Consider the following 21,054-nt stretch of genomic DNA (forward strand, 5'->3'; position numbering starts at 1 on the left):
CTATTTCAATGTTGACGGACAAACATAATTTGTCGTTTTTATGGATGTTTTTTTGATGGCTGCAAATCCGCCTGCCACGTTAATTACGTTGTGATACCCTCTTGCTTTTAATATGGAAGCCGCAATCATGGAACGATAGCCACCGGCACAATGCAAATAGAATTCTTCTTCTTTTGGGAATTCGGCTAAATGGTCGTTAATATTATCCAATGGTGTTGATGGGACGTCAGCTATATGTTCAGCAGAATATTCACCGTCTTTTCTAACATCAAAAATGATTACTTTTTCTTTCTCCTCTTCTGCCTCTTCCAATATTTCTTCCAGCATTGGAGCCGAAACGGAACTGACAGTGTCGTATTCCAATCCTTCATTTTTCCAAGTGTCAAATCCACCTTTTAGATACCCCAAGGTATTGTCGTAACCCACTCTTGCCAAACGAATTATACTTTCCTCTTCCCTGCCCAATGGCGTTATTAATAGTAAAGGTTGCTTGATGTCTGGAATTAAAGCACCAACCCAAGGAGCAAAATCGCCATCGATACCTATGAAAATAGATTTTGGAATATGTCCTTTTGCATAATCATCTTGATGACGAACGTCCAGAATTACGGTGTCGATTTCATTGGCAACCATTTCAAAAGTCTCGGCATCATAAGCTACAGCGTCCCTGATAATGTCTTCCACATTTTCATAACCCTCTTTATTGAGTTTTACGTTCAACGGAAAATATACTGGCGGAGGCAACAATCCATCCGTAACTTCCTTGATGAATTCGTCTTTGGTCATGTTGGCACGAAGCGCATAATTGATCTGCTTTTGTTCCCCAATGGAACCTATTGTTTCCTTGCTCAAATTCTTGCCACAAGCACTTCCTGCACCATGCGCTGGATAAACAATCACGTCATCGGCCAAGGTCATTACCTTGTTTCGCAAACTATCGAATAAAATTCCGGCTAGTTGTTCCTTGGTCATGTTAGCCACTTTTTGGGCTAAATCAGGACGACCAACATCGCCTAAAAATAAGGTGTCACCACTAAAAAGTGCATAATCCTTTCCATCTTTGTCTTTCAAAAGATAACAGGAACTTTCCAAGGTGTGTCCCGGCGTATGTAAAACGGTTATCGTAATTTCTCCCAATTGAAAAACTTCGCCATCAGTGGCAATATGTGCTTTAAATTTTGGCTCTGCCGTAGGACCATATATGATTGGAGCACCCGTTTTCTCGGCTAACGTGACATGTCCACTTACAAAATCAGCGTGGAAATGGGTTTCAAAAATATATTTGATTTTAGCTTTTGCGTTAGTGGCTTTATCAATGTAAGGCTGCACTTCTCGCAATGGATCTATAATGGCAACTTCTCCATTACTTTCAATATAATATGCACCTTGCGCTAAACAACCCGTATAAATTTGTTCTATTTTCATGTTTCAAAGTGTATTTATAATGTAAATTTATTTATTTTTTTAAACAAGACCGTATTTTGAGTTAGATTTTAGGAAATTATTATGACCAAAAAAGTTCCCTAATAATGATATAAATTCCCATTCCGAGCACAAACCACCCAAAACTGTTTTTGAGTTTTTCGTCTTCTACTTTTTTGGAGATGAAATTTCCAATAAAAATCCCAACTATTGATGCTAAAGTAAAGAAAAATAATAACATCCAGTCAATGATTTGATTTCCCATAATATCGCCCATAAATCCAATCAATGATTGTAGTGAAACGATAAAAAGAGAGGTACCAACAGCCATTTTCATGGGCGTTTTTGCAAAGAACAACAAAGTGGGAACTATCAAAAAACCACCTCCTGCTCCAACAAATCCTGAAAGTAGTCCAATAAAAATTCCCAGAAAAATAATTTTATAATAATTGAGTTTTTCACCCTCATGAACAATTCTCTCTTTCAAAGGTTTTATCATTTGAATTGATGCAAAAATCATCACGAAGGCAAAAACCACCATAATTAAGATGGACTTGCTCAAAGTGAAATTTTCTGTCGAAAAAATAATATCGGGTATCCTGGGAACAAGAATTTTTCGCGTGACAAAAACCGAAATTACCGCTGGAATTCCAAACAAAAATACCTTATTGAAATCAACTAATTTTTGTTTGGCCTTGTGAATTCCGCCAACGAATGAAGTTGTGCCAATCACAAATAAAGAATAGGCCGTCGCCAATGTTGGTTCTATGCTCATGACATACACCAAAATAGGCACGGAAAGTATGGAGCCGCCACTTCCCAACATTCCGAGTGTCATACCTACAAAAACCGCCAGAACATAACCAATTATTTGAGATATTTCCATTTATAAAAATTTTTGATTACAAAAATAAGGGTATTTTCATCCCATTTCTGTAACAAATGTTACCTCATTTCAACAATACTATCGAAGACCTGTTGAGTTTAATTTTCCCATTGTTTTCCAATGCTTTCAACAAGCGGGAAATCACGACTCTCGAAGTATGCAAGTCATACGCAATTTCTTGATGGGTGTTGTGAATTTCATTGGTATTATTAATTTTTACTTTCTCGTTGAGATAGTTTAACAATCGTTCGTCCATATTCATAAAAGCAAGATTGTCAATGGCGGACAGCATTTCTTTTAAACGATTGTTGTAACTGTTAAAAACAAAGTTTCTCCAGCTTTTGTATTTACCCAACCATTCTTCCATTTTGATTATGGGAATCATTACGACAGTTCCTTTGGTTTCGGCCACAGCTCGAATTTCGCTTTTGGTTTCGCCTAAACAGCAAGCCATCGTCATGGCACAAGTGTCGCCTTTTTCTATAAAATACAACAGTAATTCGCCTTCGTCAAAATCTTCTCGCAATATCTTGATGGCTCCAGAAATCAACAACGGCATTTTCCTTATGGAATCACCAAAATCGATCAGGATGTCGCCTTCTTTGAAATCCCTCAGCAAAGAAGATTCGGCTATTTCATCAATCAATTTATCTTCAAATATATAACCGTAAGTTTGCTTGATTAGTTCTTTCATTGCTGTTAATTCTTTAATAAGTCGTAAATTTCGCTAAAAAAAATTAACTTTAAACATAAATATGTAAAACAGTTTGTCGAAGTTTTTGCAATGTATATGTACCGCATTTTGGCAACACACATTTTTTAGTTCAAACATTTGATTTTATGTAACAAAAGCTACAAACTTTTACGTTGTGTTTTCTCAAATTTGTACCATAATTAAATACAAGAAATACTCTAAACATGAAAATACTTATTATAGGTGGAGTTGCCGGTGGCGCAACTGCAGCAGCAAGATTAAGAAGATTGAGCGAAGAAAATGAAATTATCATTTTTGAAAAAGGAGAACATGTTAGTTTTGCAAACTGTGGCCTGCCCTATCATATTGGCGGTGTAATCGTGGAACGCTCCAAATTATTGTTGAACACACCCACATCTTTAAAAACAAGATTCAACTTGGATGTGCGCATTTTTAATGAAGTTTTAAAAATAAACAATAAAGAAAAAACGGTCGAAGTTAGAAACGTGATTACGAATGAAATTTACATCGAAACTTACGATACATTATTATTGTCTCCAGGCGCAGAACCCTTCAGACCCAACATTCCCGGGATTGATTCCAACAAAATAATGACGCTTCGAAATGTTGCCGATATGGACAGAATCATTGCCAAGACTAAAAATTTGAAAAATATTGCCGTTGTCGGCGGTGGTTTCATTGGCTTGGAAGTAGCTGAAAATCTGGTTGAAAAAGGACTCAATGTCACTGTTATCGAGTTGGGAAACCAAGTGATGGCTCCAGTGGATTATGAATTTGCCAAAATGGTACAACATCACGCTGTTGCCAAAAATCTAAATATTCTCGTAAACACGGGCGTTGAAGCTTTTGAAGACAAAAACAATGAAATCGAATTAAAACTAAATAACGGCGGCACTATTTTGGCTGATGCAGTTGTGTTTGCCATTGGAGTAAAACCCGAAAACGCTTTGGCAAAATCAGCTGGACTGGAGTTGGGCGTCACCGGCGGAATTGCCGTAAACGAGTTTATGCAAACTTCTGACCCCAATATTTATGCAGTGGGCGATGCAGTTGAAGTTGCACATTTCATCAATCAGGCAAAAGTGTTGATTCCGCTTGCTTGGCCAGCCAATCGTCAAGGTAGAATTGTGGCCGATAATATCACTAGAGGAAATAAAATATCGAATAAAGGAACTTTGGGAACTTCGATTATAAAATTCTTTGACTTGACCGTTGGTGCCACTGGACTTAACGAAAAACTATTGAAACGCTACAATATTCCGTATCGAACCGTAACGGTTACCAGAGCCAATCACGCCAGTTATTATCCTGGAGCCACGAATATTGTCTTGAAAATGAATTTTGGAGAAGATGGAACCATTTATGGCGCACAAGCCTTGGGACAAGAAGGAGTCGACAAAAGAATTGACGTAATTGCAACGGCCATAAAAGGAAATTTGACAATTCATGATTTGCAAGAAATTGAAGTGGCTTATGCTCCACCTTATAATTCCGCCAAAGACCCCGTAAACATTCTAGGTTACGTTGCCGAAAATATGTTGAACGACGATGTACGATTCGTCAATTACGACCAATTAGTCGAGTATCTTTCGACCGAAAATGCCATTCTGATTGATGTGAGAACCAAAAAAGAATTCGAAAACGGCGCGATTCCAAATGCCATAAACATGGATGTGGATACTTTGAGAGAAAATCTGGATTTCTTTGACAAGAATAAAAAATATGTGATTTACTGCCAGATTGGTTTAAGAGGTTATTTGGCTCAACGAATTTTGAGAAACAACAACATCTATTCCGTGAATTTGAATGGCGGTTACGGACTTTGGAAACCCGTGAATAGTTAAATTTAAACTGTCCCAAACCTACAAAAAAGCCCATCAAATATTTTGATGGGCTTTTTTGTGCTGTATAATGCAGAAATCAATTATCGTTCATAAAACCGAAAAATATCCTCATTTTTTTGGTTTTGACCCCATATAAAATGTCAATTTACTTCCATCCGTAATGTTATCGTGGTTTATAAACAAAGTTGGCAAAGGTTTTCCGTTTAGCAGGATTTTTTGAACGTAAACATTTTTGTCTTTTTGATTAATTACGTCTATTGTAAATGTTTTTCCATTTTCTAAAGTCAACACCGCATTGTTTACCAATGGCGATCCAATGGCATATTCGTTTGAACCTGGTGCAACCGGATAAAATCCCAAGGAAGAAAAAATATACCAAGCACTCATTTGTCCGCAATCGTCATTTCCTCCCAAACCATCAGCTGTTGGTTTGTATTGCATTTGCATTATTTTTCGAACCTGAAATTGTGTTTTCCAAGGTTGATTTGTCCAATTGTAAAAATAAGCCACATGGTGCGCAGGCTCATTTCCGTGAACATAACCGCCAATAATTCCTTCTCTGGTGATGTCTTCTGTTTCTGCAAAAAAGGAATCAGGCAAATGCATCGAAAACAAGGTGTCTAAACGGGATGAAAATGCTGTTGTTCCGCCCATTTTGGCAATCAATTCGGTTGGATTATGGGGAACAAAAAAACTGTAATTCCAACTATTTCCTTCAATAAATCCTTGACCGTGCGTCGACAAAGCATCAAAATTGGTTTTAAAAGTTCCATTTGCCAATTTGGGTTGCATGAATCTTGTAGTGTCGTTAAAATTATTTTGCCAATTTGTGGATCGTTTAATAAACTCTTCATAAACGTCTTGCCTGTTTAATTTTTTGGCCAATTGCGCAATGCACCAATCATCGTAGGCGTATTCTAAAGTATTGGAAACGGAAGTTCCATTTTCTTCATCAGGTATAAAACCTAAATCCATATAAGAACCAATTCCTTCATAATTTCGATGTTTTGCTGTTGCTACACAAGCATTCAAGGCTTCGTTTGGGTCGCCATCATAAACGCCTTTGAGAATGGCATCTGCAATGACCGAAACGCTGTGATAACCGCTCATACACCAATTATCATTGGAATAATGCGACCAAATGGGCAACATGTGCAAGGCACTTTGATGGTAATGAGCCATCATCGATTTTACCATATCGTTATTTCGGGAAGGCTGAATGATGTTAAAAAAAGGATGCAGCGCCCGATAAGTATCCCACAAAGAAAACGTGCTGTAATTGGTAAAACCATTGGCTAAATGAATGTCTTGATCCAAGCCTTTGTATTCTCCATTCACGTCGGTATAAACGGTCGGATTGATGAAAGTGTGATACATGGCGGTATAAAAATTTACCTTGGTGTCTTCCGAAGCTTCGATTTTAATTTTGTTCAGTTCTGTATTCCATAATTTTTGAGCATTGGTTTTTACTTTTTCAAAATCCCAATCCCTAATTTCGGATTGCATATTTTCCAAAGCATTTTCTTGGCTTACAGATGACAACGCCAATTTTATTTTGATTTTTTCAGACTCCTCGGTTTTAAAATCAAAATACATTCGAATCCTTTTTCCTGCTATTTCCGGAAAGTTTTTCGATTGATCAAATTTCCTCCAAAATCCACGATACGCTTGTTTGGTATCATAATTTTTCTGGCCATAACTGATAAATGGTTTTGAAAACGACATAGCAAAATACACGGTTCGAGTTCGTGCCCAGCCATTTGTTTGGCGATAGCCCGTAATCAAGGTGTCGTTAACCACTCGCACGTAAGTCCAAACGTTTTTTTCTTCATAATTATAAATACCGGCCATCAAATCAAGAATAATATGACTTTCCTCCGATTTTGGAAAGGTATATTGATGCATTCCAACTCTGGTACTTGCCGTCATTTCGGCGATAATGGCATCATCATCTAGTTTTACTTTATAATAACCAGCTTCGGAAATTTCGTTAGAATGAGAGAATGCAGAACGATAACCGCTTTTTGAATTTGAAGTAGTTCCGGGATTCAATTGCAGTTTTCCTTGCGTTGGCATAACCAAAAAATCACCAAGGTCTGAATGTCCCGTTCCACTAAAATGGGTGTGACTGAAGCCTACAATAGTTTTGTCTTCATATTTATAACCTGCACAATATTTATATACATCGCCATTGTATTTCCCGTTCAATTCATAGGATAAAGTATCCGTTTCCGGACTCAATTGCACTGCTCCAAACGGCACCGTTGCACCGGGATAAGTATGTCCCATTTTTTCGGAACCAATGATGGGTTTTACATATTTAATTAAATTTTGCTGTGCATTAACACAATTAAAATGGAGTAAAAGAATAACAAATAAGAAGTATTTCATTTGGAAAAATATTGAATGGTTGCTTAAACGCCGTTTGGTAAAAATAGTTTTTAGAATAAAATAGGACAACTATTCAGGGATAATTTTTTCATAAATGTAACAACTATTTTTACAATTGGACAAGTAATTTTTATTCCAATGACTTATTCTCTGGAATAATCATGAAATAAATACTCATAAATCAATTTAAGGAAACTTATTGTTGTTTTTTACTACAACTTAAAACAAAAACTATTCTCTTGGCAACATAACCGTGGCGGTAATATGTTCCAAAACCTCGAAAGCCGTCTCGGCCATTTTGTTTCCCTTGTTGTCCAAAAGCGGGTTTATCTCCACAAATTCAATACAAACCACTTTTTTGGTTTCGATAATTTGATCCATAATGGCGATAATTTCATATTGGTCAAACCCTCTTGGAACCGGCGTTCCCGTTCCATAAGATATCAAATCGCAATCCATCGAATCCACATCAAATGAAAGATACAAAATGTCGCAATGGGAGAGTTTGTCCAATGCTTCTTTCACGCAAGTTTTGAGGCCGCGATACCGGATTTCGGCTACTTTGTAATTCCGGATTTTATATTTTTCTATTTGCTTTTCTTCAGCTTCTTCCGTATCGCGAAGGCCAAAATATACAATGTTTTGGGGCAATACTTTTGCTCCTTTGCAACCAATATTTTTCAATTCTTCCCAATAATGTTGGGTTTCTGGAGCCAATTCGTTGATCTGGCAACTCAAATTGTCATCGGCAATCGCGGCAGACAAAGGCATTCCGTGAATATTTCCTGATGGCGAAGTGTAAGGCGAATGCAAATCGGCATGGGCATCAATCCAAATGACTCCCAATGTTTGCTTGGGATAAACGGATTTTATCGCACTTATCGTTCCCAAAGCTGAAGAATGGTCACCCGACAAAACAATGGGAAAGAAATTAGCTTCCAAATTTTTCTTGACCGTGGCGCAAACTCTCGTGCATTGTTCTACAACGTGTTCAATTCTCTTGGCAAACGTGCTTCGGTTTTTGTCATAAATCGACTCGTTGTGCGTTTTTACGTCTTCAAACGGAAACTGGTTAAAATAAGCGCTATTCTGGTTGATGGCCGCAATTTCAATGGCATCAACTCCCATATCCGACCCTCTTGTTCCTGCGCCAATGTCAGACCGATTCTTTATCAATTTAATTATGGCTTCCATATGAGGCTGTTATTTGAAATCATTTAGCGATTTTTCTATAATGGCAAGACATTCCTGAATTTGACTTTCGGTTATCACCAATGGTGGTGCAAAACGAATTTTGTTGCCATGCGTTGGTTTTGCCAATAGTCCGTTTTCACTGAATTTCATGCAAATATCCCAAGCTAAATCCGATTCTTCGTCACTGTTGATAACAATGGCATTTAACAATCCTTTACCTCGAACTAATTTAATGATTGAGTTTCTTGAAGCAATATCGTTCAATCCTTTTCTCAAAATTATCCCCAGTTTTTCGGCATTGGCGGCGAGATTTTCTTCTTTTACGACCTCAAGCGCGGCGATGGCTACGGCCGCTGCAATTGGATTTCCACCGAAAGTGGAACCGTGTTGTCCCGGTTTGATTACGTTCATAATTTCGTCATTTGTCAAAACCGCCGAAACTGGATAAACGCCACCCGAAATCGCTTTTCCCAAAATAAGAATATCAGGTTTTACTTCCGGTTTATTTTCGCATCCATTTTCACATGAGCAATTCCCGCAAGTTGCGAGCAATCTTCCGGTTCTGGCAATACCTGTTTGCACTTCATCAGCGATAAACAAAGCATTGTATTTTTCGCAAAGTGCTTTGGCTTTCGCCAAATATCCGTCGGCAGGCACGTAAACTCCGGCTTCACCTTGAATAGGTTCTACCAAGAATCCAGCGATATTTGGTGTTGATTTCAATACATTTTCCAAAGCATCGATATCATCATAAGGAATTTTTATAAATCCGGCGGTGAAAGGACCAAAACTTTTACGAGCACTTTCATCATTGGAAAACGAAATAATGGTTGTGGTTCTTCCATGAAAATTGTTTTCGCAAACGATGATTTGCGCTTGGTTTTCAGGAATACCCTTTACTTCATAAGCCCATTTTCGGCATAATTTAAGAGCCGTTTCTACCGCTTCGGCACCTGTGTTCATTGGCAACACTTTGTCAAAACCAAAATATTTGGTTACATATTCTTCAAAATTTCCCAATTGGTCGTTATAAAAGGCACGCGATGTCAAGGTCAATGTTTGCGCTTGTTTGATCATTGCATTCACAATTTTTGGATGACAATGTCCTTGGTTCACGGCAGAATAAGCCGATAGGAAATCAAAATATTTTTTGTCGTCCATATCCCAAACAAAAACACCTTCTCCCCTTTTTAAAACCACGGGCAACGGATGGTAATTGTGAGCTCCGTATTTATTTTCTTTTGCTATCATTGCTGATGCTTTTGAAGAAAGTGTTTGATGTATTTGTTCCATAATCCAATGTTTTTAAGATATTTGATTACAAAATTAATATTATTTTTTATTTAGCAATTTAAAATAATAATTTTGACTTACATTTGAGTCAAATAAGTCATATTTAATTTATATTATAAAATTTAAGTCAATTTAATTTAAAATTGTATGGAAAAACTGGACAAATTTGATATATTTATCATCAAGGAATTAGAAAAAGACGGACGAATGGCCTATTCGACAATTGCCGCCAATTTGAAAATTTCAAACACTATGGTACACCAACGCGTCAATCGGTTGATGGAACATGGTATTCTTCTTGGAATAAAACCAGTATTGAACGAAAAAAAAATTGGGTACGATTGGGGCGCTTTCACGGGAATTACCTTGAATAAAGACCAAGATTCGTCTCGAATAATTGAAGAATTGAAAAAAATTCCAGAAATCACGGAATGTTATTATATATCAGGCTTATACACGCTTTACATCAAAATCATAGCCCGAGATCATGAGCACATGCGGAAGGTGCTTTATGAAAAAATTGACAATATTCCCGGTATTTCAAAAACCGATTCCATTATGGAATTGGGTTGTGCCTTTAAACGCAATGTTACTTTGTAAACATTGTCCTCTTTGTAAAAATCATCTAATTAACAACTGTTTATAAACAACTATTCTTTTTTATTTCAGATATTTGTCAGAAACAATATCGTCATGAAAAATATCAACTATTTCTTTTTAGCCATTTTATCGTATGCAAGCGTTTCGTTTGCCCAATTAAAACCCGTGAAATACAAGGACGGAACTCAAGTTTTAAACGGTTTTGAAATTCAACCTTCGAAAAAAAACCTGCAAAAACCCGGAATTTTGATACTTCCTGCTTGGATGGGAATCGATAAATTGTCCAAAGATACCGCCGAGAACTTGGCAAAATTGGGCTATTATGCATTTATTGCAGATATTTATGGCGAAGGAAATTACCCAAAAGACTATAAAGAAGCAGGACAAAATGCCGGTTTCTACAAAACTAATTTCAAGGATTACCAAAAACGAATTGCCTTGGCATTGGAACAGTTGATTCGCTCGGGTGCAAATCCGGAAAACATAGTCGTTATCGGTTATTGTTTTGGAGGAACTGGAGCGTTAGAAGTGGCTCGAGGACATTTGAACGTAAAAGGTGTCGTTTCTTTCCACGGAGGATTGGGCAAAGCGGCAACAAGACCAACAGAGCCAATTTCTGCCAAGGTTTTGGTTTGCCATGGAGCGGATGACCCATACGAATCCAAGGAAGAAATCACGGCTTTCCAACAGGAAATGCGCGACACAAAAGCCGACTGGCAGATGATTTATTATGCCAATGCGGTACATTCTTTTACCAATCCTGAATCTGGAAACGATAATTCGAAAGGTGCAGCTTACAACGAAAAAGCAGCAAAACGTTCTTGGGAACACTTGAAACTTTTCTTGAATGAAGTGCTGAAAAAATAGCCTTTTGTATTAATCAAAATCAATATTTTAGATGAAAAAAATAATTCTTATAAGTACGCTATTTCTCTTGAGCATAAGTTGCTCCAGTCAAGTAGGCAAAGTGAACCGTGTTGATCCTGCCGAATACATCAATACCATCACTGCTGTAGATTTAAAAAAGCATCTTCTTGTAATCGCTTCCGATGAAATGGAAGGCCGTCAAACGGGTTCTTCCGGACAAAAAAAAGCGGGAGATTATCTCATAAACCAATATAAAACAAACACGGTTCCTTTTCCAAAAGGAGCAACGGATTATTACCAAAGAATTCCGGCTTCCTTCCTGAATGCCATTCGCAATGATAATTTGTCCGATTCCGAAAATATCTGGGCTTTTATCGAAGGTTCCGAAAAACCAGACGAGATTGTCGTGATTTCGGCTCATTACGATCACATTGGTGTAATAAACGGTGAAGTGTACAATGGAGCCGATGATGATGGCTCTGGAACCGTGGCTTTGCTGGAAATTGCCCAAGCATTTGAAACCGCAAAAAAAGAAGGCAATGGCCCGAAACGTTCCATCTTGTTTCTTCATGTAACCGGCGAAGAACACGGATTATTGGGGTCCAGTTATTATTCCCAAAATCCCTTGTTTCCGTTGGCCAATACCGTTGCTGACATCAATATCGACATGATTGGTCGTCACGACCAATTCCATAATGATTCCAGCAATTATGTTTATCTCATTGGGTCCGATTATCTTTCGAGCGATTTGCACAACATTTGCGAAGCTGCCAATACAAACTATTCTAAACTGTTTTTGGATTACAAATACAATGACAGAAACGATCCCAACCGTTTCTATTACCGTTCCGATCATTATAATTTTGCCAAAAACGGGATTCCCTCGGTTTTTCTTTTTAGCGGAGTGCATGCTGATTACCACAAAGCCACGGACGAAGTTGATAAAATCGAGTTTGATGTTTTAGCCAAAAGAACCCAATTCGCCTTTGCCATTGCTTGGGAATTGGCCAACAGGGAAAATCGTCCCGTGGTGGACAAAAGCGGGAATTGATTGTTAAAAGAAGAATAAATTTGGTCAGGAAATTACATAATTTTTTTACCGCAGATTCGCAGATTTTTAAATCATTTTTTAAATCCGAGAATCTGCGGTTATTTTTATATGATAGTATTTAGTTTTATTGATTCAAGAAGTATTTTTTTCTGAACCAAAAGGCAACATTTACCAAAGCTATCAAAGCCGGAACTTCTACCAAAGGCCCAATGACACCTGCAAAAGCCTGACCACTATTGATACCAAAAACACCAATGGCTACAGCAATGGCCAATTCAAAGTTGTTGCCTGTTGCGGTAAAAGCGATAGCCGTAGCTTTCGAATAATCGGCACCAAAATACTTCCCGATCAAGAAACTTATGATGAACATTATGGTAAAATAGATTACCAAAGGAAGCGCTATTCGCAACACATCAAAAGGAATTTGAACAATCAATTCTCCTTTCAGGCTGAACATCAAAACAATCGTAAAAAGTAATGAAATCAGTGTTATTGGAGAAATAAAAGGAACGTATTTTGTTTCAAACCATTCTGAACCTTTAAGTGCGATTAACGCATACCTACTGACAATTCCCATTACAAAAGGAATCCCTAGATAAATACCCACGCTTTCGGCAATTTGACCAATGCTGATGTTGACTTCAAAGCCGGTATAACCAAAGTAAGGTGGCAAAATTGTAATGAAAACATAGGCATAAACGCTGTACAACAACACTTGAAAAATACTGTTCAAGGCGATTAAACCTGCCGCATATTCTCGGTTTCCATCGGCTAAATCATTCCAAACTACGACCATCGCAATACAACGTGCCAAACCAATCAGGATGACGCCAATCATGTATTCGGGATAGCCGTTTAGTAACAACAATGCCAAGAAAAACATCAAAATTGGTCCGACAACCCAGTTCAAGAACAGGGATGCTCCAAGGACTTTGGTGTTTTTGAACACCTCTCCCATTTGTTCGTATTTTACTTTAGCCAAAGGCGGATACATCATTAATATCAAGCCAATTGCCAACGGAATATTGGTGGTTCCATTTGAAAAGGAATTGATGAAATTCCCACTCGAAGGAATGAAATAACCAATCAAAACTCCCAAAGCCATCGCCAAGAAAATCCAAAGGGTAAGGTAATTGTCGAGAAAGCTCAATTTCTTTCTTTCCACAACTGGTGCACAATGATTTGCTGACATATTTATTTTTTTATTTGGGAGAATACATAAAACATTTCGGTGGCAATTTGCACACTTCTTTCCTCATATTTTTCGGCTTGTTCAGACGTGTTATCAAAAGCTTTTGGGTCTTCAAAAGTCATTGGAATACGTTTTTCCGCTCCAGCAATAAACGGACAACCTTGGTCGGCTGAGGAACAAGTCAGAATAGCTGCAAACTCGCTTTGTGGATTGAAATCGTCGTCAAAAGTTTTCGAAAAACAAATTACTGGATGCGCATTTTCCGAATATTTTATCGCATAAACAGGATTGTTTCCTTCGGCAATGGTCTTGATTTGAAAGCCTTGTTTTGCCAATGTTTTGGCAGCCATCGGGAACATTGCCGTAGCTTCGGTTCCACCCGAATAGCAAAATACGTTTTTAATATTGTAATGAGCTGCTGCTGTTTGCGCCCAAACTTGCGACAAATGACTTCTTCTGGAATTGTGCGTGCAAATCAAGTTCAAACGAATTTCTTGATTTTTGCTGGCTTTACCTTGGATAAAATCAACAAGCGGTTGCAAAACGATTTTTCGTTCATCGGAAATACTTTCGAAGTTTAAAGTATTGATAACTTTTTCAATTTCTGGGAAAAGGATGTTTTTGGTTGATGTCATTTATATTAGTTTTATTCATTTAAAAATTAGCAACAGCTTCCGCCTGGAGTGCAGCAGCTTTGTTCAATTTTAATATCCGATAATCTTACTTTTTGTTTTTCAGCAGGAATGCCACATTGGTCTTGAGCCAAACAAGCGGTTTGTTTGTCTAGTAAAACAAAGTCGTTTCCGTTGGAATCCAAATCGTATTTACCAATGGTTTGTGCTTGGTATTCCACTTCTATTTCAAAATCCTCGATACCCAAAACCTTTTCGGATAATTCGATGATGTTGAGTAATTTTTGGGGTTTCAAACGGTGTTCGAAATCGTTGGCATCCCATAACTGGAAATTCACCACGGTTTCCTTGCGAACCGTTCCGCCACAATCGATGAAGTTTTTGGTAATCAATCCCACTTCGGTCACGTGAAAATGTTCCGGCACCGAAGTACCGTCAGGCAAAAGGAAATTTACTGCTTCTACTGACTTCAAAATGTTTTTTGCTTGAGATAGTTTCATTTGTATTGAATTTAAATTAACAACATTGATTTTTATTTTTTTCCAAATGATTGGTAACTTCTTGGAAAAAGCCTTTTATTTTTTCGAATCCCAGTTCGTCGATGCAGTAACAAATAGATGCACCTTCGAAGTTTCCCTTGATTAAACCTGCATTTTTCAGCTCCTTCAAATGCTGCGAAACCGTTGGCTGGGCCAAAGGCAATTCGTTTACTATATCGCCGCAAATGCAAGTATCTACTTTTAGCAAGTATTCAATTATGGCGATTCGTGCCGGATGTCCCAATGCTTTGGCAAGAATCGCCAATTCATTTTGTTGGTCTGTAAATTGTTCTGTTTTGGATGCTCCCATCGTTATATTTTTATATTGCAATATTACGATATATATTTGTAAAGACAAAATTATTTTTTGAACTTATCAATTATCTAAAATAGTTTGAAGTAAATATTAATGTAATACAAACCTGTTACGGTAAAGGTAACTCCCGCTAATATTCGCATTATTTTTTCGATTTTGGTTATCGCTTTGAAATAGATTCCCAGCTTTTCCATACTAAAAGCAATCACGAATGCGAAAAGAATTACGGGTAATCCCGTGCCAATAGAAAACAGTACAGGCATTACCAATCCTGACTTAAGAGTCATTGGAACCAGCATTCCGAAAAACAAGGCACCACTGTAAGGACAAAAAGCCAAAGCAAACAAAGCACCCAAAAGAAAAGCGCCCAACAACCCCTTAGTTTTGAATTTATCCGAAAGTTGGTCAATCCAGTTCCCTCCTTTTATAAAATTGAGTTTGATGATGTCCAGCATTATCAAGCCCAGAATAACCAAAACAAAACCTATATATTTTTCGCCGTTTCCTTGAAAAAGTTTGGCTATTTGGAATGTGTTGGCGCCAAAATAAATGATGGAACCAATTATTGTATAAGAAAACATTCTGCCCAAAGTATACAGTAAACCGCTCAACAATACTTTCTTTCGGCTGTTGATGGTTTTGGCGATAAATGCCGTTGCTGTGATATTGGTAGCCAACGGACAAGGTGCAATCGCGGTCAACAATCCCAAAGCCAAGGCTGCCAATAAAGGAATTTCATTGTTTTGAGCCAACTCATTTAACCATTCCATATCAGGATTTTAGGAAAGCATCCATATTTTTATTGAATTCCTTGATGAATTTATCTTGGTCGCCGGCATTCATAAAAGCCATTTCGGTTAAATTCTTGATCTTTTTGGTTTTGGTGTTGTACAAAAACAAGGAACTTCCGTAGGCCTGAAATTGGGTACATAATTTTTCGTTCTTTTTATCGTCGGCATTGACCAACGAAAACGGAATGGTTGGGTATTTTTTCAAAGCAACCCTTGCTAATTCTTCTATTTTGTTACAGGTCATACAGCGGTGTTCCGAGTGAAACTGAATCACTTGAACGGTGGTGGTTGTTTTGGTTTGCGCATTACCATCATTGGAAACAAATAGCAACAGTAGCGTTGCGAAAATGGATAATAAGACAGTTTTTTTCATTAGTTTTTTATTTTATGTTTATTGAATATCTTTATTTTTGGCATCATCTTCTGATTTTTTTTTCTGGAATTGAAGTTTATAAAGTACCCATCCAAAGCCAGCCACGATATGTAACAATACCACTGCAAAAATTATTTTTTCCATAGTAATTTATAAAATGAGATTAAAAAAGTAACCGGATAAAATCATGAAGAAGCCAATAGTTCCAAAATAAATAGCAATTAATTTCCAATTCATTACTTTTTTCAAAAGCATCGCTTCGGGTAATGACATGCCAATAACCCCCATCATAAAAGCGATTGCCGTTCCCAGCGGAACACCTTTGGCAACTAAAACTTGTATCACGGGAATGACTCCCGCCGCATTGCTATACATTGGAATTCCCAAAATCACGGCAATTGGCACTGCAAAAGGGTTTTCTTTACTGATATAGGCTTCAAAAAAGCCCGTCGGAAGAAATCCGTGCATTAAGCCACCAATGGCGATTCCAATGATGATGTAAGGTGAAACTCCTTTAACAATATCGTAAGCTTCTTTTATAATACCGGGGAATCGTTCTGTCAATGTTAGTTTTTCTTCTTCGAGTTCTTCTTCGGTTTGAGAGTTGGCAATGATGTTTTGCACCCAAGGCGACAGCTGTTTTTCCAACTTTAATTTTCCGAGTGTAAAACCGCCAATGATTCCCAAAACGATTCCGGTTCCAACATAAATGGCCGTAATTTTAAATCCAAATGCCCCTAAAAATATGGCAATTGCCACTTCGTTGACCAATGGAGCCGTAATGAGATACGTAAATGTAATTCCAAGTGGAATTCCGCCTTTGACAAAACCAATAAATAATGGAACAGACGAGCAAGAACAAAACGGCGTAATAACTCCAAAAGTGGAAGCGAACAGGTATTCCAAGCCGTAGAGTTTATTGCGACTCAAAAAATTACGTACTTTTTCCACCGGGAAATAAGAATTGACAATTCCCATTACGGTCGTGATTACAAAAAGTAATAACGCAATTTTCAAGGTATCAAATACGAAGAAATTTAAAGCGTCTCCTAATTTGGTATGTTGTTCAATTGCAAAAGCGGAGTAAATCAGCCAATCGGCGAATTGTTGAAGCCAGTCGAACATAGCTTTTTTGCATTAAAAAATTATTTTAACAACAGCTTCCTTCCGTTTTTGGTTCGTCGTGGCAACACGATTTTTTACTGTCAGATGAATGTGAATCGCAACAAGTTGAAGCTGTGGTATTTTCCAAAACCGAGGAAGTGTCGCCAATTGTTGGAAATCCTTTTTGCGCCCAACGAATTAGACCGTGTTTCATATTGATTACATTGTCGTAACCGTGATATACCATAAATCCTGCGACTCTCAAACTTCTTCCACCTGATTTACAAACCATAACTACTTCTCTATCTTTGGGAATTTCGGTGTAATGTTCCTCAAAAACGCTTAAAGGAATATTGATGATATTGGGCACGTCATAAGCTAGTTGTGCTACTTCGTCTTTTTCGCGAACATCGACTAATAATGCTCCGTTTTTGATTAAAGCTTGTGTTTTGGTTGGGCAAATTTCTGTTACTCTTACTTGTTTTTCCATTGTATTATTGTTTTAAAAAATCTTTAATTTCGTCTATTTGGGCAATTCTACCTTTTACTTTTACCACATCATCAATCATCAAAACGGGCGTTGTCAGCACGTTGTAGCGCATCATTTCTTCGATGTCTTCTATCTTGATTAGTTCGGCTTCAATTCCTAATTGTTTTACAGCTTCTTGTGCATTGTAAAATGTAGTTTTGCATTTTGGACAGCCAGGTCCCAATACTTTAATTGTTTTACTCATAATATGTTATTTAGTTGTCGGTATTCGTAAAAATGCGAATATTGCAATTAATTTTTTTACTTTAATAAGCCGTTCATTAATGTTTTTGCTATTAGCCAATTCTTACGATTAATACAATACTTTACAGTAGGAGGTGTAATAGTTCCCTGAATTAAACCAGCATCTTTGAGTTCGTTCAAATGTTGTGATAATGTTGATTTTGCAATAGGTAATTCCTCTGCCATATCGCCGTGAAAACAACAAGATTGAGAATTAAGCAATTGCAAAATGGCAATTCTTACAGGATGCCCTAATGCTTTTGCATATCTTGCTAAATCTGTTTGATGGTCTGTAAAGTAATCTTTTTTAGTCTTTCCCATTTTGGTTTCTTGCATTATTCGTAAAATTACGAACAACAAAATTAATTACAAATCAAATAGGTAACTTTTTTGGTTATTTGGAGTTATTCTAATTTGGTGGTTTTAATATTTTAGTAACAGTTTATTGCGGACGAAACTTTATCCCACAAAAAAAGCTTCGAATTTCTTCGAAGCTTTTGCGTTCTGGGTGGCTGACCGGGTTCGAACCGGCGACCCTCGGCACCACAAACCAATACTCTAACCAGCTGAGCTACAACCACCATTTTTAACGAGTGCAAATATAGCATTAAAGTTTGCTTTTGCAAACAAAAAAATAAAAAAATTATATTAAATCTCCTAAACTATTGACTCCCAAATATCTTTCAACGGTAAATCCTTCGGCATAATCCGTTCCAATCAGTCTTCCGAAATCTTGTGCGCGGTAATTGAGGCTTTCCAAGAAATTTTTTGAAGCAATCGGCGTTTCCGGTTCGTCCGAATCTGGATTGTAAAACTGGGAACTGTAGGCTAAAATTGCGGCTATCCTTTTGTCATTATAGCCCGTAATATCTACTACAAAATCCGGTGTTATATTTTTCCATTGGATGTAATGATACACTAATTTGGGGCGCCAAGCGGCTTGTTTTATACCTTTGTGTTCCGTTTTAATCTTTATTAAACCAGAAAGAAAACAAGCATCTGAAACCAGTTTACTGCCTTTTGCATGGTCGATATGACGGTCGTCAATAGCATTGCAAATCACGATTTCGGGTTGGTATTTCCGAATCATTTCAATGATTTTCAATTGGTGTGCTTCGTCATTGACAAAAAAACCGTCGCGCATGTCAAGGTTTTCCCTAGCCAAAATGCCCAATATTTTTGCTGCCTCAGCCGATTCTTGATTCCTAATTTCTACAGAACCACGTGTTCCGAGTTCGCCACGGGTCAAATCGATGATTCCTGCTTTTTTTCCAAAAGAGATTTCTTTGGCCAGCGTTCCGCCGCAACCTAATTCCACATCGTCTGGATGCGCTCCGAATGCTAATATGTCTAGTTTCATTTCTTTTTTTGTTAATATTAATTGGTACACGGATAAACACTGATTTTAAAAATTATGTTTGAATTTCGTTACTCTTATAATCTTTAAAATCCGTTTGAATTGCGTTCCATTTCACAAAACCCTTTTCATCGTTGCCGATTTGTTGCAGCTTTCCTCCCACTCTTTTTCGGGAATACTCTCTTTCGTGATGCCGCAACCCATGTATAAATGCGCTTGCGAACCACTAATTTCCATACAGCGCAAATTTACAAACAAATCCGTTTGGTCTTCCACATTTAATTCGCCCAGAAAACCGGTGTAAAAAGTGCGGTCATAATTTTCATTTTCCAAGATAAAAGCCTTTGATTTATCTTTTGGCAATCCACAAACCGCTGGCGTTGGATGCAATAACTGCACTACTTCGCACAAGTTGGAACTTGAATTCAAAGTTCCCGAAATATCCGTTTTGATATGCCAAATACTTCCTGCTTTTAAGCTGTAAGGTTCTGAAACTTCTACTTCGGAAGTGATGTCTTTTATTTTTTCGACAATATAATCAGTGACAATTTGTTGTTCTTCTTGTTCTTTTTTCGGCCAAATTACTTCATTGGAACCAGTATCTTTTTGTGTTCCAGCCAAAGCTATTGTATTGAACTTTTTATCATTGGCTTTTAATAATTGTTCGGGCGTTGCCCCAAGCCAAATTCCAACTTTTGGATGAAAAAAGCAATAGGCAAAAGTACTCGGATATAACTGTGCCAACTTTTCGAATGCGGCAATCCAATCAAAATCAACCAAGTCCACAGTTTCTTTTCGAGATAAAACGACTTTTTTGAATTGCTTGTTTTCAATGGCTTGAATGCCTTTGGCAACCAAGTTTTCGAAGTTGTTTTTCGCTTTATCGTTTGTCGTATTGTCTACTTTTTGGGAAATCGCAATTGCTTTTTCTTGGAAAACAGCACTGATTGTTTCGGATTGGTTTTCTGGAATCAAGACCGTTTTGCTACTGTCGAAAGAGGTGAAAACAAATCCTTTTTCGATGCAATCAGTTGCTGTAAACAAGGTGTCATTTTGCTGAAAAAGACCTTTGACATTGTTATTGTTCGGTTTTTTATAAATTACAAAAGGTAGATTTTGCCTGTACTGTTTGTTGGCTTTCTGTAAAATTAGTTTCATTCTTGTTTTTCAATTTTTCTTTTTGGTAAAACCATGGTCGTCAATTTGCAAAGCGAAATTAATGCTTCTTTTTCATCCGTAATTCGGATTTCCCATAAATGAATGCTGCTTCCTTTGTGAATGATTCTTGCCGTGGCGGTTACAATTCCGTCGCGTTTTGCTTTCAAGTGATTGGCCGAGATTTCAATTCCTCGAACTTCGCTATGTTCAGCATTGACAAACAAGAAAGAAGCGGCACTTCCCACACTTTCTGCCAATGCCACCGAAGCACCACCGTGCAACAATCCCATAGGTTGATGAACTGAAGGATTTACTGGCATCGTGGCCACTAAAAAATCTGGTCCAGCATCAATATATTCAATATTCAAGGTTTGCATTAAGGTGTTTTTTGAAATATCGTTACAATAATGAAGTATTTTTTCTTTGTCGAATGTCATGTGTTTTGCTTTAAAAATGTAAATTTATGGAAAAGATGGCAGAAACAATTGGTATTATAAATTAAAAATCGTTCTACTTTAGTATTAGTTTTTTCCTATTTTTACAAAAAATATAACCCA

At 37.4% G+C, this 21,054-nt stretch carries 24 protein-coding genes and 1 tRNA gene; 4 read left to right on the forward strand and 21 right to left on the reverse strand.

Annotated features, from left to right (window positions below; translation table 11 throughout):
* From C0430_RS03695 to C0430_RS03705, 3 genes are all read right to left on the reverse strand, one after another.
* On the reverse strand, nt 1-1,425 hold the full coding sequence (locus C0430_RS03695; protein WP_290865605.1) for a rhodanese-like domain-containing protein: 1,425 nt from the start codon (nt 1,423-1,425) through the stop codon (nt 1-3).
* Between the two features lie 79 nt (nt 1,426-1,504).
* Entirely contained in the window at nt 1,505-2,308 is an 804-nt protein-coding gene (locus C0430_RS03700) for a sulfite exporter TauE/SafE family protein (RefSeq protein WP_290865607.1), read from the reverse strand.
* Nucleotides 2,309-2,372: 64 nt separating this feature from the next.
* Nucleotides 2,373-3,002 carry a Crp/Fnr family transcriptional regulator gene (locus C0430_RS03705; RefSeq protein ID WP_290865609.1) on the reverse strand — a complete coding sequence of 210 codons (630 nt, stop codon included), beginning with the start codon at nt 3,000-3,002 and terminating at the stop codon, nt 2,373-2,375.
* A gap of 224 nt (nt 3,003-3,226) precedes the next feature.
* Here C0430_RS03705 and C0430_RS03710 point away from each other — a divergent pair, with 224 nt between their 5' ends.
* Entirely contained in the window at nt 3,227-4,867 is a 1,641-nt protein-coding gene (locus C0430_RS03710) for an FAD-dependent oxidoreductase (protein WP_290865611.1), read from the forward strand.
* Nucleotides 4,868-4,975: 108 nt separating this feature from the next.
* Here the strand turns inward: C0430_RS03710 and C0430_RS03715 are convergent, their stop codons facing one another.
* From C0430_RS03715 to rocD, 3 genes are all read right to left on the reverse strand, one after another.
* Nucleotides 4,976-7,258 (reverse strand): GH92 family glycosyl hydrolase, encoded by a 2,283-nt coding sequence (locus C0430_RS03715; protein WP_290865613.1) that lies wholly within the window; start codon nt 7,256-7,258, stop codon nt 4,976-4,978.
* A gap of 231 nt (nt 7,259-7,489) precedes the next feature.
* Complete coding sequence (locus tag C0430_RS03720) at nt 7,490-8,452, reverse strand: arginase (RefSeq protein ID WP_290865615.1); 963 nt, start codon at nt 8,450-8,452, stop codon at nt 7,490-7,492.
* A gap of 9 nt (nt 8,453-8,461) precedes the next feature.
* Nucleotides 8,462-9,745 carry an ornithine--oxo-acid transaminase gene (gene rocD / locus C0430_RS03725; RefSeq protein ID WP_290865617.1) on the reverse strand — a complete coding sequence of 428 codons (1,284 nt, stop codon included), beginning with the start codon at nt 9,743-9,745 and terminating at the stop codon, nt 8,462-8,464.
* Between the two features lie 147 nt (nt 9,746-9,892).
* Between rocD and C0430_RS03730 the strand changes: the two genes are divergently transcribed.
* From C0430_RS03730 to C0430_RS03740, 3 genes are all read left to right on the forward strand, one after another.
* Nucleotides 9,893-10,345 carry an Lrp/AsnC family transcriptional regulator gene (locus C0430_RS03730; protein WP_290865619.1) on the forward strand — a complete coding sequence of 151 codons (453 nt, stop codon included), beginning with the start codon at nt 9,893-9,895 and terminating at the stop codon, nt 10,343-10,345.
* Nucleotides 10,346-10,438: 93 nt separating this feature from the next.
* A complete protein-coding gene (locus C0430_RS03735; protein WP_290865621.1) occupies nt 10,439-11,212 on the forward strand; it encodes a dienelactone hydrolase family protein in 774 nt (257 codons plus the stop codon).
* 31 nt (nt 11,213-11,243) lie between these two features.
* Nucleotides 11,244-12,263 (forward strand): M28 family metallopeptidase, encoded by a 1,020-nt coding sequence (locus C0430_RS03740; protein ID WP_290865623.1) that lies wholly within the window; start codon nt 11,244-11,246, stop codon nt 12,261-12,263.
* 124 nt (nt 12,264-12,387) lie between these two features.
* Here the strand turns inward: C0430_RS03740 and arsB are convergent, their stop codons facing one another.
* From arsB to C0430_RS03815, 15 genes are all read right to left on the reverse strand, one after another.
* Nucleotides 12,388-13,455, reverse strand: a complete 1,068-nt coding sequence (gene arsB, locus C0430_RS03745; protein WP_290865625.1) for an ACR3 family arsenite efflux transporter — start codon at nt 13,453-13,455, stop codon at nt 12,388-12,390.
* Nucleotides 13,456-13,457: 2 nt separating this feature from the next.
* Nucleotides 13,458-14,090, reverse strand: coding sequence for a protein-tyrosine-phosphatase (locus tag C0430_RS03750; RefSeq protein ID WP_290865627.1), 633 nt, complete (start codon nt 14,088-14,090; stop codon nt 13,458-13,460).
* Between the two features lie 26 nt (nt 14,091-14,116).
* Nucleotides 14,117-14,587, reverse strand: a complete 471-nt coding sequence (locus tag C0430_RS03755; RefSeq protein WP_290865629.1) for a DUF6428 family protein — start codon at nt 14,585-14,587, stop codon at nt 14,117-14,119.
* A gap of 16 nt (nt 14,588-14,603) precedes the next feature.
* The gene (locus tag C0430_RS03760; protein ID WP_290865631.1) at nt 14,604-14,936 is read right to left on the reverse strand and encodes a metalloregulator ArsR/SmtB family transcription factor; all 333 of its coding nucleotides are present in this window, start codon (nt 14,934-14,936) and stop codon (nt 14,604-14,606) included.
* A 74-nt stretch (nt 14,937-15,010) separates the two neighbouring features.
* Nucleotides 15,011-15,712 carry an aromatic aminobenezylarsenical efflux permease ArsG family transporter gene (locus C0430_RS03765; RefSeq protein WP_290865633.1) on the reverse strand — a complete coding sequence of 234 codons (702 nt, stop codon included), beginning with the start codon at nt 15,710-15,712 and terminating at the stop codon, nt 15,011-15,013.
* 1 nt (nt 15,713) lies between these two features.
* Nucleotides 15,714-16,106 (reverse strand): nitrophenyl compound nitroreductase subunit ArsF family protein, encoded by a 393-nt coding sequence (locus C0430_RS03770; RefSeq protein WP_290865635.1) that lies wholly within the window; start codon nt 16,104-16,106, stop codon nt 15,714-15,716.
* Between the two features lie 18 nt (nt 16,107-16,124).
* A complete protein-coding gene (locus C0430_RS03775) occupies nt 16,125-16,250 on the reverse strand; it encodes a hypothetical protein (RefSeq protein ID WP_290865637.1) in 126 nt (41 codons plus the stop codon).
* Nucleotides 16,251-16,256: 6 nt separating this feature from the next.
* Nucleotides 16,257-17,231 (reverse strand): permease, encoded by a 975-nt coding sequence (locus tag C0430_RS03780; RefSeq protein WP_290865639.1) that lies wholly within the window; start codon nt 17,229-17,231, stop codon nt 16,257-16,259.
* A gap of 25 nt (nt 17,232-17,256) precedes the next feature.
* Nucleotides 17,257-17,700 (reverse strand): rhodanese-like domain-containing protein, encoded by a 444-nt coding sequence (locus C0430_RS03785; protein ID WP_290865641.1) that lies wholly within the window; start codon nt 17,698-17,700, stop codon nt 17,257-17,259.
* Nucleotides 17,701-17,704: 4 nt separating this feature from the next.
* On the reverse strand, nt 17,705-17,944 hold the full coding sequence (locus tag C0430_RS03790) for a thioredoxin family protein (RefSeq protein ID WP_290865643.1): 240 nt from the start codon (nt 17,942-17,944) through the stop codon (nt 17,705-17,707).
* 56 nt (nt 17,945-18,000) lie between these two features.
* Nucleotides 18,001-18,318: a winged helix-turn-helix domain-containing protein gene (locus tag C0430_RS03795; protein ID WP_290865645.1), complete on the reverse strand. Its 318-nt coding sequence runs from the start codon at nt 18,316-18,318 to the stop codon at nt 18,001-18,003.
* Nucleotides 18,319-18,489: 171 nt separating this feature from the next.
* Nucleotides 18,490-18,563, reverse strand: a tRNA-His gene (locus C0430_RS03800).
* A 62-nt stretch (nt 18,564-18,625) separates the two neighbouring features.
* Nucleotides 18,626-19,342, reverse strand: a complete 717-nt coding sequence (gene bshB1, locus C0430_RS03805) for a bacillithiol biosynthesis deacetylase BshB1 (protein WP_290865647.1) — start codon at nt 19,340-19,342, stop codon at nt 18,626-18,628.
* A gap of 111 nt (nt 19,343-19,453) precedes the next feature.
* Nucleotides 19,454-20,497: an isochorismate synthase gene (locus tag C0430_RS03810; protein ID WP_290865649.1), complete on the reverse strand. Its 1,044-nt coding sequence runs from the start codon at nt 20,495-20,497 to the stop codon at nt 19,454-19,456.
* A complete protein-coding gene (locus tag C0430_RS03815) occupies nt 20,494-20,934 on the reverse strand; it encodes a PaaI family thioesterase (protein WP_290865651.1) in 441 nt (146 codons plus the stop codon). The genes C0430_RS03810 and C0430_RS03815 overlap by 4 nt, the downstream gene beginning before the upstream one ends.
* Nucleotides 20,935-21,054 lie beyond the last annotated feature (120 nt).

This window comes from Flavobacterium sp. (assembly GCF_013823965.1).
GTDB lineage: Bacteria > Bacteroidota > Bacteroidia > Flavobacteriales > Flavobacteriaceae > Flavobacterium.

Coding starts and splice junctions, on each gene's coding strand:
- C0430_RS03750 (WP_290865627.1), bottom strand. CDS start 14,090: ATGACATCAACCAAAAACATCCTTTTCCCAGAAATTGAAAAAGTTATC.
- rocD (WP_290865617.1), bottom strand. CDS start 9,745: ATGGAACAAATACATCAAACACTTTCTTCAAAAGCATCAGCAATGATA.
- C0430_RS03720 (WP_290865615.1), bottom strand. CDS start 8,452: ATGGAAGCCATAATTAAATTGATAAAGAATCGGTCTGACATTGGCGCA.
- arsB (WP_290865625.1), bottom strand. CDS start 13,455: ATGTCAGCAAATCATTGTGCACCAGTTGTGGAAAGAAAGAAATTGAGC.
- C0430_RS03810 (WP_290865649.1), bottom strand. CDS start 20,497: ATGAAACTAATTTTACAGAAAGCCAACAAACAGTACAGGCAAAATCTA.
- C0430_RS03705 (WP_290865609.1), bottom strand. CDS start 3,002: ATGAAAGAACTAATCAAGCAAACTTACGGTTATATATTTGAAGATAAA.
- C0430_RS03715 (WP_290865613.1), bottom strand. CDS start 7,258: ATGAAATACTTCTTATTTGTTATTCTTTTACTCCATTTTAATTGTGTT.
- C0430_RS03775 (WP_290865637.1), bottom strand. CDS start 16,250: ATGGAAAAAATAATTTTTGCAGTGGTATTGTTACATATCGTGGCTGGC.
- C0430_RS03760 (WP_290865631.1), bottom strand. CDS start 14,936: ATGGGAGCATCCAAAACAGAACAATTTACAGACCAACAAAATGAATTG.
- C0430_RS03770 (WP_290865635.1), bottom strand. CDS start 16,106: ATGAAAAAAACTGTCTTATTATCCATTTTCGCAACGCTACTGTTGCTA.
- bshB1 (WP_290865647.1), bottom strand. CDS start 19,342: ATGAAACTAGACATATTAGCATTCGGAGCGCATCCAGACGATGTGGAA.
- C0430_RS03765 (WP_290865633.1), bottom strand. CDS start 15,712: ATGGAATGGTTAAATGAGTTGGCTCAAAACAATGAAATTCCTTTATTG.
- C0430_RS03795 (WP_290865645.1), bottom strand. CDS start 18,318: ATGCAAGAAACCAAAATGGGAAAGACTAAAAAAGATTACTTTACAGAC.
- C0430_RS03790 (WP_290865643.1), bottom strand. CDS start 17,944: ATGAGTAAAACAATTAAAGTATTGGGACCTGGCTGTCCAAAATGCAAA.
- C0430_RS03740 (WP_290865623.1), top strand. CDS start 11,244: ATGAAAAAAATAATTCTTATAAGTACGCTATTTCTCTTGAGCATAAGT.
- C0430_RS03700 (WP_290865607.1), bottom strand. CDS start 2,308: ATGGAAATATCTCAAATAATTGGTTATGTTCTGGCGGTTTTTGTAGGT.
- C0430_RS03710 (WP_290865611.1), top strand. CDS start 3,227: ATGAAAATACTTATTATAGGTGGAGTTGCCGGTGGCGCAACTGCAGCA.
- C0430_RS03755 (WP_290865629.1), bottom strand. CDS start 14,587: ATGAAACTATCTCAAGCAAAAAACATTTTGAAGTCAGTAGAAGCAGTA.
- C0430_RS03815 (WP_290865651.1), bottom strand. CDS start 20,934: ATGACATTCGACAAAGAAAAAATACTTCATTATTGTAACGATATTTCA.
- C0430_RS03730 (WP_290865619.1), top strand. CDS start 9,893: ATGGAAAAACTGGACAAATTTGATATATTTATCATCAAGGAATTAGAA.
- C0430_RS03780 (WP_290865639.1), bottom strand. CDS start 17,231: ATGTTCGACTGGCTTCAACAATTCGCCGATTGGCTGATTTACTCCGCT.
- C0430_RS03735 (WP_290865621.1), top strand. CDS start 10,439: ATGAAAAATATCAACTATTTCTTTTTAGCCATTTTATCGTATGCAAGC.
- C0430_RS03785 (WP_290865641.1), bottom strand. CDS start 17,700: ATGGAAAAACAAGTAAGAGTAACAGAAATTTGCCCAACCAAAACACAA.
- C0430_RS03695 (WP_290865605.1), bottom strand. CDS start 1,425: ATGAAAATAGAACAAATTTATACGGGTTGTTTAGCGCAAGGTGCATAT.